Consider the following 8,295-nt stretch of genomic DNA (forward strand, 5'->3'; position numbering starts at 1 on the left):
CTCGCGGGCCATGCCCCCTGTTTCAAGGACCCGTCATGCTCAGCGTTGAAACCCGCCACGCCATCCACCAGGACCATGCAAAGACCATGGGCACGGACGAGTTGCGCCGCCACTTCCATGTCGGCGGCCTGTTCCGCGAGGGCGAGATCCGTCTCGTCTACACCCACTACGACCGCTTCGTCATGGGCGGCGCGGTGCCGGGCACCGGCACGCTGACGCTGGACAAGGTCGAGGAGACCCGCACCGCGACCTTCCTGGAACGCCGCGAGATGGCGATCGTCAATATCGGCGAGCCCGGCACGGTTTCGACGGACGGCAACAGCTGGACGCTGGAGCGCGGCGACGTGCTCTATCTCGGCATGGGCACCGGTGCCGTCAGTTTCTCGGGCGCGGGCCGCTTCTACATCACCTCGGCCCCGGCGCACCGGGCCCTGCCGGCGCGGCTCATCCGCCTGTCGGACTCCAACTGCGTCAAGCTCGGCGCCGTCGAGACGTCCAACAAGCGCACCATCAACCAGTTCGTCCATCCGCTTGTGATGGAAAGCTGCCAGCTCGTGCTCGGCTACACCACGCTTGAGGACGGCTCCGTCTGGAACACCATGCCCGCCCATGTCCACGACCGGCGGATGGAGGCCTATCTCTATTTCGACATGTCCGAGGAGCAGCGCGTGCTGCACCTGATGGGCGAGCCGCAGGAGACCCGCCATCTCGTCGTCGCCAACGAGGAAGGCGCGCTGTCGCCGCCCTGGTCGATCCATTCGGGCGCGGGAACCGGCTCTTATACGTTTATCTGGGCGATGGCCGGCGACAATGTCGACTACACCGACATGGACTTCGTCAGCATGGCGGACATGAAATGACCGCCGCACAGCCCGCCTCCCCCTTCTCGCTTGCCGGCCGCAAGGCGCTGGTCACCGGCGCCAATGCCGGCATCGGCCAGGCGATCGCCGTGGCGCTCGCCGCTGCCGGCGCCAGCGTCACCTGCGCCGGCCGCCGCGCCTGCGACGAAACGGTGGCCGCCATCGCGGCCGCCGGCGGATCAGCCGACAGCGTGATCCTCGACTTCGCCGACCCGATGGCGGCAACCGACACCTTCACCGGTGCCGGCTACACGATCCTCGTCAACAATGCCGGCATCATCCGCCGCGCCGACAGTGCCGACTTCACCGAGGCCGACTGGGACGCGGTGATGGACACCAACCTGAAGGCATTGTTCTTCACCGCCCAGGCCTTCGGCCGCGAGCTTCTCGCCAGGGACGAGGCCGGCTCCGTCGTCAACATCGCCTCGCTGCTGTCCTTCCAGGGGGGCATCCGCGTGCCCTCCTACACCGCCGCCAAGCACGGCGTTGCCGGCGTCACCAAGATTCTCGCCAACGAATGGGCGGCGAAGAACATCAACGTCAACGCCATCGCGCCCGGCTATATCGCCACCGCCAACACCGCTGCCCTGCGCCAGGACGCGGCCCGCAACGCCGCCATCCTGGAGCGCATTCCCGCCGGCCGCTGGGGCGATCCGCAGGACATCGCCGGAACCGCCGTCTTCCTCGCCTCCGCCGCCGCCCGCTACATCCACGGAGCGGTGATCCCCGTCGACGGAGGCTGGCTTGCCCGCTGACCTGCTCCGCCTTGCCCGGTCCGGCGCGCCGAAGCCCGGGACCGGCATCGTCCATCTCGGCCTCGGCGCCTTCTTCCGCGCCCATGGCGCCCTCTACATCGCCGAGGCGATGGCCGCCTCGGGCGGCGACTGGGGCATTGCCGGCGTGTCGCTCAAGCGGCCCGACCAGCGCGACCGGCTCGCCCCGCAGGGCTTTGCCTATACCGCGCTCGAGCTTGGCTCTGATCGTCCCGCCGCCCGCACCGTCGAGGTGCTGGCCGACATGCTCGTGGCGCCGGAAGACCCGCAGGGCGTCATCGCCCTGATGGCCGATGCGGGCGTGAAGATCGTCACGCTGACCGTCACCGAGAAGGGCTACTGCCACCAGCCGGCAACCGGCCGGCTCGACCGTACCCATCCCGACATTCTCGCCGACCTCGCCGATCCCGATCGCCCGGTCTCGGCCGTCGGCTTCCTCGTCGCGGCGCTGGCCCGCCGCCGTGCCGCCGGCATCCCGCCCTTCACGGTGCTCACCTGCGACAACCTTCCCGACAACGGCCATCTGGTGAAGGGCGTCGTTCTGGAGCTTGCAGGCCTCATCGACCCGGCCCTTGCCGAATGGATCGCGGAAGAGGCCCGTTTCCCGTCGACCATGGTCGACCGCATCGTCCCGGCAACGACACCGGAGGACCTCGACCGCGTCGCCGAAATCACCGGTCGGCGGGACGAAAGCCCGGTGCTGCACGAGCCGTTTCGCCAATGGGTGGTGGAAGACGATTTCGTGCGCGGCGAGCGGCCGGATCTTGCCGCCGCCGGGGTCGAGCTTGTCGTCGATGTCGCGCCTTACGAGCTGATGAAACTGCGCTGCCTCAACGGCACCCATTCGGCGCTTGCCTATCTGGGCTATCTCGCGGGCCACCAGACCATCGCCGACACGATCGCCGACCCCGCCTTCTCGCGCTTTGCCGACAGGATCTGGACCGACGAGATCATCCCCGGCCTGACACCGCCCCCCGGCACCGACCTTGCCGCCTACACCACCGCACTGAAGACCCGCTATGCCAACCCGGCGATCCGCCACCGCACCTGGCAGATCGCCATGGACGGTTCGCAGAAGCTGCCGCAACGCATCCTGTCCCAGCTTGCCGAAGGCCTTGCCGCCGGCCGGCCCATGTCCGGCCTCATCCTCGCCGTCGCCGCCTGGATGACCTATGTCGGCGGCACGGATCTTTTCGGCAAGCCCGTCGACGTGCGCGATCCGCTCGCCCCCCGGTTGCGCGCCGCGCTGGACGGCGCGCCTGACAGCGCCGCAAAGGTCTCCGCACTTCTCGCCTTCAGGGAAATCTTCCCCGCGAGCCTTGCCGGCAACGAAGCCTTCCGCGCGTCCCTGGTGGAGGCCCATGCCGGGCTTGCCCGCCACGGCGCGCGCCACATGGTCGAGGCCGCACATGCTTGAAAGCTGGCGCTGGTACGGACCGCTCGACCGCATCGGGCTCGACGAGATCGCGCAGACGGGGGCACGCGGCATCGTCACCGCCTTGCACGAAGTGCCCTATGGCGAGGTCTGGACACGCGAGGCAATCGCCGCGCGCAAGGGGCTGATCGCCTCCTCCGGTCTCGACCTTGCCTGGAACGTGGTGGAAAGCCTGCCTGTGCACGAGCGGATCAAGCGCGGCGACGGCGATCTCTCCGCCCTTTTCGCCAACTACCGGCAGTCGCTCGCCAATCTGGCGGCCGAGGGGATCACCACCATCTGCTACAATTTCATGCCGCTGCTCGACTGGACCCGCACCGAGCTCGAAAGCCCGGTTCGGGGCGGCGGCACATGCCTGCGCTTCGAGGCGGTTCATATCTGCGCGCTCGATCTCTTCATGCTGGAGCGGGAGGGCGCCGAACACGACCACCCGCCGGAACTGCGCGCCCGCGCCCGCGCCTGGCTCGACGCCTCGGACGAAGCCACCCGCACCCGGCTGACCCATGCGATCATGGCGGGCCTGCCCGGTGCCTATGAGCGCTACGACATTCCGGCCCTGCGCGCGGCACTGACCCTTTACGACGGCATCGACGCCGGCGCCCTCCGCGCCAATTACGCCCGCTTCCTGAAGGAGGTGGTGCCGGCCGCACAGGAGCTCGGCATGCGGCTTTGCGTCCATCCCGACGATCCGCCGCGCGACATTCTCGGCCTGCCGCGCATCGTCTCGGACGAAGACGACGTCGCCTGGATCCTCGACTGCCTGCCGGTGCCGGAGAACGGCCTGACGCTGTGTTCCGGCTCGCTCGGCGCCAACCCGGAAAACGACGTGCCGGCGATCGCCGCGCGCTTCGCGGACCGCATCCATTTCGCCCACCTGCGCAATGTGACGAAGGATCCGGACGGCAGTTTCGAAGAGGCCGCGCATCTTTCCGGCGACACCGACATGGTGGCGCTTGTCGCCGTGCTTCTGGCCGAGGAACGCCGGCGGCGGGAGACGGGCCGGCGTGATGCGCAGATCCCCTTCCGTCCCGACCATGGCCATGCGCTGCTGTCGGACCTTGGCCGCGACACCCATCCCGGCTACCCGCTGATCGGCCGCATGCGCGGCCTTGCAGAACTGCGCGGCGTCATTGCGGCCCTGTCGCATGAAAGGGCTGGTTGGCGGTAAGCAGCTGACGCACCTGCGCCCTCCGGCACCTGTCTCCGCTCACTCGGCGGCAGCCAGGGTCTTTGCAAAGCGTGCCGGAGGGCATCCGACATGGCGCGAAAACGCCGTGCTGAATGCACTGACGGAGCCGTACCCGACCCTCTCGGCGATTTCGCCGATGCCGTGCGATCCCGAGCGCAGCATGTGCTTTGCCAGGGTCATTCGCCAGTTCAGCAGATAGCCCATTGGCGCTGTGCCGACGATCCGGGTGAACCGCGTGAAGAAGGAGGACCGGGACAGCCCCGCCTCGCTGGCGAGATCCGTCACCGTCCAGCCATGATCCGGCGCGGCATGCAGCGCCCGCAGCGCCCGCCCGACACGGGCATCGGCAAGCCCGCTCAGCAGCCCGGGGGGCGCATCGGAGCGGGTGGACGCGCGAAAGGCCTCGATCAGCAGGACCTGCAGAAGATGCTCCAGGACGACATCGCGGGCGGGCCGGTCGGCGCGCGCCTCGTCGCGGACCAGCGAGGCCAGGGTGGCGAGACGACCTTCGCCGCGCACCATGACCATGTCCGGCAGAAGCGAAACCAGAAGCCCGGCATCAGGGCTCGCAAAACGGCAATGACCGATCAGTTGCACGACCTCGGCGTGGCCCCGGGAAGCCCCGATCCGGACAATCCCGTCATCACCGGCGACGGGACGGCTGACGAGACCCGGTGGCGGAGGCGGATCGAGGCTTGATACCGTGAAGGCAGCGACCGCCGGAACGAGGACAAAGTCACCGGCACAAAGATCCTGCGGCGGCCTGCCATCCACCTGGAGGCGAAGCCTCCCGGCCAGCACCATGCAATAGAACACCTCGTCGACATCATCCCGTCGCACCCGGAAGGGCCCCGACGCCTCAGCGAGCTTCGAACGGGGCGCCTGCGGTCGCAAAAGCGAGATGACTTCGGAGAGCGGATCAGCCATTTCGGACTTTCGATAAACAAACAAGGACTATAATCCATAGAACATCCGGTTCATCTGGTCGATATCAAAGCCATCCAACAACAGGAGACTTCGCCATGACGACCGTGATGATCACAGGATGTTCCTCGGGCTTCGGTCTTGAAACCGCGCGCCATTTTCTCGATCGGGGCTGGTCCGTCCTCGCCACGATGCGCAAGCCCGACGAGACGCTTCTGCCCGCCTCGGAGCGTTTGCGCATCCTGCCGCTGGACGTGACCGACACCCGGAGCATCGCCCGCGCCGTGGAATCTGCCGGCGAGATCGACGCGCTGGTCAACAATGCAGGGGTCGGCTGGTTGTCCGCCTTCGAAAGCACGTCGGAACAATCTGTCCGACGGATCTTCGAGACCAACACATTCGGCACGTTCGAGATGATCCGTGCCGTGCTGCCGCAAATGCGAACAAGGGGCACGGGCGTCATCGTCAACGTCTCGTCCAGCGTCACGTTGAAGCCCTTGCCGCTTCTGCCGGTCTATACGGCCAGCAAGGCGGCCGTGAATGCTTATACCGAGTGCCTGGCTCTCGAACTTGCGCCACTTGGCATCCGCACCACACTGGTCTTGCCGGGACGCGCCCCCTCGACGAGCTTTGGCAGCAACGCGAAGGCCTTGATGGCCGAGGCACTTGACGCACCGGAGGCCTACGGGCCTTTCATCGGGACCGTCATGAGCGCTTTCATGGAAAGTGCCTCGGAGGAACCCACAAGGACCGGCGATGTGGTTCACGCCATCTGGCGCGCTGTCACCGATCCGGGCTGTCCGCTCCGCCTGCCGGCTGGCAGCGATGCCGAGGCGCTTGCCGCCTGACGGCTTCCGTCCCGGCAGTGACGAAGGTCACGACCCGGAAAAGCTGTCCGCCAAACGCAAAAAGGCCGGGCGAACCCGGCCTTCTCCTGCGCCTCGATGATCCCTGCCAGTACATCCGTGGTCAGGTATCAGAAGCGCGATTTCAAAACGCGGCTTGCGCCTTATGCGTCCTGAAGGTTCTCGGCAGCGCTCTTGCCGCTGCGGCTGTCCTTGACGATCTCGAAGCTGACCTTCTGGCCTTCGACGAGGCTGTGCATGCCAGCGCGCTCGACAGCGGAGATGTGGACGAAGACGTCCGGCTGGCCATTGCCCTGCTCGATGAAGCCGAAGCCCTTGGCCGAATTGAAGAACTTGACGGTACCAGTGTTCATGACGATTTCCTTTTCGAATCGCGAACGGATAGGTGCTCGCCGCGCATAGGACACGGCGAACGGTTCAGATCGATTTTGATAGAGGAAGATCGCCGAAGGCGCGTTTGGCGCCAGGAACAAAGTTCGACATGCAAGATCGATGAGAGACATATAGACCGCAAGCATGGTCAAAACAAGGCAGTGTTGAAAATAAAGAACGGAGGCCCGAGGGGCGGATGGCGCACCGCCCGCCCCTCGGGTCGTCAGGTCTCAGGCGATCCGGGCGTCACGCGGGTGCGCTCGCCTCGCCGCACATGGCATCCTTGGCCGCCGCCCGGATCTCCTCGGCGGTCATTTCGCGCAAGGGAGTGGAGACCGACCACCGATGGCCGAACGGGTCTTCGACAAGGCCGTAACGGTCGCCCCAGAAAGCGTCGGCGACCGGCATGACCAGCGTCGCGCCCGCATCGATCGCGCGCTGCGCCGCCGCATCCGCGTCCTCGACGACGAGATGCATGGTCACCGGCGTGCCGCCAAGCGTTTTCGGACCGAAAACGCCCCAGTCCGGCATCTCGTCAACCAGCATCACCGAAGAGCCGTTGATCGACATGCAACCATGCAGGATGCGCCCGTCATCGCCGGCAAGCCGCATCAGCTCCGTCGCTCCGAAGGCCGTCTTGTAGAACTCCATTGCATCGGCCGCCCCCTTGCAGACCAGATGCGGGCTGAGGCTGTGGACACCCTTTTCGGCTGCCTTCTCAATCACGCTTGTCATCTTTTCTCTCCTCGTTTCTCCGTCCCGCCGGTTTCGGCGGGAGTTCTCGGCCGTTGTCAGACTTCGGTGATGGCGGCGACCTGGCCGGTCATCGGGTCGAAGGGCACCGACACATGCTCGTGTTCCACCTGCCAGCGCCCGCCCGCCCGGCGGAGCACCGAGGTGATGCGGATATGGGTCATGCCGCAAGGGTGCTCGCCGTCCTCCGGCACCATCCTGTGCAGCCCGTGGATCAGCGCCACGTCGCCGAAAACCTTGACCTCAAGCTCATCATGCCGGGATGTGAAGCGCTCCGGCAGATGCGGCATGCAGGCGTCCCAGGCAGCCTTGATCGCCGCGCGGCCGACGGTGCGCCACGGCGGGATCGCGTCATAAAGCACGGTCTCATCCGTATAGGCGGCCGTCAGCCTTTCCGTGTCCCGGGCCTCAAGGGCGGCCGACCATTCCGCGACCAGCGACCGGATCTCGGCCTCCGCCGCATTCGGGGTCACATGCGTGTTCATCTCTCGCTCCTCCTCGTTGAACGGGAACGCCGCCGGCTTGATCCCGGGCACGGCCCTCCCCGTGCCGGCGGCGAACCCGCCCCGGCGTCCTGCACTGCATCGGTGTTCGTCTTGCCCGCTTGCGGGCTTGTCCTGCGGGCCGTTCCCGCTGATCCTTCCGGAAGGTCAGTCGCCGGCTGCGTGAACCTGCCGCCGCGCCAGTTCCTCAGCGCTTGGCGGATCGACCGCGAAGGATCCCGTCACGATCTCTCCGGCCGGCCGGTAGGTCGTCATCAGCACGCCGCTCTCCGATTGCTCCGACGCGACCACGCGGAAGCTCGCCGGCATCGCCCCGCTGCCGAAGAAGCGCTTGCCGCCCCCGACGGAAACCGGGAAGGTCCAGAGGCTGAGTTCGTCGATCATGTTCTGGGCCAGCAGGGTTTGCGCCAGCACACTGCTGCCCTGCAGCAGCAGGCCCGGCCCCTCGCTCGCCAGCCCCGGTTTCAGCGCGCAGGCCGCATCCTCGCCAAGGCTCACCGTATTGTGCCAGTCGAGCCCCTCGGGACGCGACGTCGCCACGTATTTTGTCACCTTGTTGATCGTGCGGGCCAGCGGCTCGTCGCCGGCATGCGGCCAGTGGGCGGCAAAGATGTCGTAGG

At 66.9% G+C, this 8,295-nt stretch carries 10 protein-coding genes; 5 read left to right on the forward strand and 5 right to left on the reverse strand.

Translation table 11 applies throughout. The annotated features are described in order from the left end of the window. Window positions 1-35 precede the first annotated feature (35 nt). From kduI to uxuA, 4 genes are read left to right on the forward strand one after another with little or no spacing between them, the layout of a single operon-like run. The gene (gene kduI / locus ACN0T5_RS13100; RefSeq protein ID WP_417769046.1) at window positions 36-860 is read left to right on the forward strand and encodes a 5-dehydro-4-deoxy-D-glucuronate isomerase; all 825 of its coding nucleotides are present in this window, start codon (window positions 36-38) and stop codon (window positions 858-860) included. Then, window positions 857-1,615, forward strand: coding sequence for a 2-dehydro-3-deoxy-D-gluconate 5-dehydrogenase KduD (gene kduD, locus ACN0T5_RS13105; RefSeq protein ID WP_417769047.1), 759 nt, complete (start codon window positions 857-859; stop codon window positions 1,613-1,615). Before kduI ends, kduD begins: the two co-directional genes overlap by 4 nt. Then, entirely contained in the window at window positions 1,605-3,050 is a 1,446-nt protein-coding gene (locus ACN0T5_RS13110) for a mannitol dehydrogenase family protein (protein ID WP_417769048.1), read from the forward strand. Before kduD ends, ACN0T5_RS13110 begins: the two co-directional genes overlap by 11 nt. After that, the gene (gene uxuA / locus ACN0T5_RS13115) at window positions 3,043-4,236 is read left to right on the forward strand and encodes a mannonate dehydratase (RefSeq protein WP_417769049.1); all 1,194 of its coding nucleotides are present in this window, start codon (window positions 3,043-3,045) and stop codon (window positions 4,234-4,236) included. The genes ACN0T5_RS13110 and uxuA overlap by 8 nt, the downstream gene beginning before the upstream one ends. 39 nt (window positions 4,237-4,275) lie before the next feature. Here uxuA and ACN0T5_RS13120 read toward each other — a convergent pair whose 3' ends face one another. Continuing rightward, window positions 4,276-5,184: an AraC family transcriptional regulator gene (locus ACN0T5_RS13120; protein ID WP_417769050.1), complete on the reverse strand. Its 909-nt coding sequence runs from the start codon at window positions 5,182-5,184 to the stop codon at window positions 4,276-4,278. 95 nt (window positions 5,185-5,279) lie between these two features. Between ACN0T5_RS13120 and ACN0T5_RS13125 the strand changes: the two genes are divergently transcribed. Continuing rightward, window positions 5,280-6,029 carry an SDR family oxidoreductase gene (locus ACN0T5_RS13125; RefSeq protein WP_417769051.1) on the forward strand — a complete coding sequence of 250 codons (750 nt, stop codon included), beginning with the start codon at window positions 5,280-5,282 and terminating at the stop codon, window positions 6,027-6,029. A 161-nt stretch (window positions 6,030-6,190) separates the two neighbouring features. On the opposite strand, the gene ACN0T5_RS13130 is transcribed toward ACN0T5_RS13125, so the two are convergent. The 4 genes from ACN0T5_RS13130 to ACN0T5_RS13145 form a co-directional block, all read right to left on the reverse strand. Then, on the reverse strand, window positions 6,191-6,400 hold the full coding sequence (locus tag ACN0T5_RS13130; RefSeq protein ID WP_306029541.1) for a cold-shock protein: 210 nt from the start codon (window positions 6,398-6,400) through the stop codon (window positions 6,191-6,193). Window positions 6,401-6,665: 265 nt separating this feature from the next. Beyond that, window positions 6,666-7,154, reverse strand: coding sequence for a VOC family protein (locus tag ACN0T5_RS13135; RefSeq protein ID WP_417769052.1), 489 nt, complete (start codon window positions 7,152-7,154; stop codon window positions 6,666-6,668). A 56-nt stretch (window positions 7,155-7,210) separates the two neighbouring features. Further along, on the reverse strand, window positions 7,211-7,657 hold the full coding sequence (locus ACN0T5_RS13140) for a YybH family protein (protein WP_417769053.1): 447 nt from the start codon (window positions 7,655-7,657) through the stop codon (window positions 7,211-7,213). Between the two features lie 165 nt (window positions 7,658-7,822). After that, window positions 7,823-8,295: dihydrofolate reductase family protein (locus tag ACN0T5_RS13145; RefSeq protein WP_417769054.1), on the reverse strand; the 473-nt coding region annotated here is incomplete at its 5' end.

It is taken from the genome of Stappia sp. (genome assembly GCF_048261845.1).
Taxonomy (GTDB): domain Bacteria; phylum Pseudomonadota; class Alphaproteobacteria; order Rhizobiales; family Stappiaceae; genus Stappia.